The organism is Roseomonas chloroacetimidivorans (assembly GCF_049629625.1).
In the GTDB taxonomy this organism is placed as follows: domain Bacteria; phylum Pseudomonadota; class Alphaproteobacteria; order Acetobacterales; family Acetobacteraceae; genus Roseomonas; species Roseomonas chloroacetimidivorans.
This window is the reverse complement of sequence record NZ_JBNBZS010000278.1, coordinates 1-1,324: the sequence shown is the minus strand read 5'-3', so window position 1 is coordinate 1,324 and position 1,324 is coordinate 1. Positions and strand designations below refer to the sequence as shown.

Sequence of the window (1,324 nt, the reverse complement as noted above, 5' to 3'; positions counted from 1 at the left end):
AGGGCGGTGAAGCTCTCGCCGCCGAGCACGACGGCGACATGCTCCCAGCCGCTGTAGGCCAGGACGAAGTGGTAGAGCCGGTGCGGCAGGAGCCGGCCGGCCAGGGTGACGGCGAGTTCCGCGGCGTCGGTGAAGTCCGACAGCGCCATCCGGCCAGGCTCCGGCGCCTGGCGGAAGATGACGTCCCGCTCCGGCCCATGCAGGGCGCGCCAGTCGCGCACGCGCCGTTCCAGGGTCCGGCGGAGGCGGTCGTCGGGAAAGCTGTCCGGGTCGGTGATCTGCAGGTGGCGAAGCAGGGTGACGGCCAGCACCGCCGGATCGCCCCGCAGGATCGGCAGCAGCACCGGCTCCCAGACCGCGGCCAGCGGATCGGGGACAGTACGGCCGCGTTTGGGTTGGCGCTGGGACGGCAGCCGGGGGTCGCCCTCGAGCCGCCGGGCGGTGCGCTCGCTGAAGCCTGCCCGGGCAGCGGCGGCGCGCTGGCTGTGACGCAGTCGGTCTTGCATGTAGGTTCTCGCTTGCTGGTCGGTGACGGGTTTGCCCGGCACGTTGCGGTCTCCGTTTGGTCACAGAGATCCCGCTCGTACCGGCCCGCAGCGGCCAGCACCCCACGCCATCATCCCCGATAGAGACGATCGCGCCGGTGGCCCCGGTCTCCGGCCGGGCTACGCCCGACCTGCGTCCGGGGCCACCGGCCAACTTGCCTGTCGGTACCGGCCAAGATGGTTGTCGCTGAACACCCGCCAGGCAGGAGTTGTCGTGTTGTGGCTCGCCAGACCTCAGGGGCGCCGAAGCACGCCGTTGCGCAGCCGAGCGGTCCGGGTTTCCCCGGGCCCAGGGCGACCTGCTTGTGGGACGGGGCGATGGCTGGGATCTGGACACGACAGCTGCAATCAGGACCTGCACGAGGCATCCTGGCACCAGCACGCGGCTCTCCCGCAGGCGCAGGGACAAGCCTGGGCTTCTCTAGGGATGAATCGGCCGCAGCAGCCGTGAACGGCGGGGCGGCTACGCGCCCTCTAGCTGGCCCTGCTCCCGGGAAGATGCCTTTGAGCCCGCGCGATTGCGCGCCTGGGCCGGACGCGCAGCCATCTTCGCACCCGCGCTGAGAGGCAGCTGCAGGAAGTTACGGCTGTTCCGGCGCTCATCAGGGCCGTCACTCAGCGGAGCGGGCCAGAAGCACTCCACCCGCCCCGTCTCGCCGCGGAGCGCAAGAAAGACAATGCGCCTGACCGTCCCGTCTAGCTCTGTCTCTACCGCAAAGCGGAACATCAGCCCCTCTGAGCCGTCGCTTCCAAGGGCTAGAGCGAGCTGCTCGGCCTCG

General features: G+C 70.5%; 2 protein-coding genes. Both read right to left on the bottom strand.

The window, feature by feature from the left end; genetic code table 11:
- On the bottom strand, positions 1-548 hold a 548-nt coding region (locus ACO1BU_RS37415), incomplete at its 3' end, for an IS21 family transposase (RefSeq protein WP_481133274.1).
- A 460-nt stretch (positions 549-1,008) separates the two neighbouring features.
- Positions 1,009-1,324 (bottom strand): hypothetical protein (locus tag ACO1BU_RS37410; RefSeq protein ID WP_424140909.1); only part of this gene is annotated, 316 nt, incomplete at its 5' end.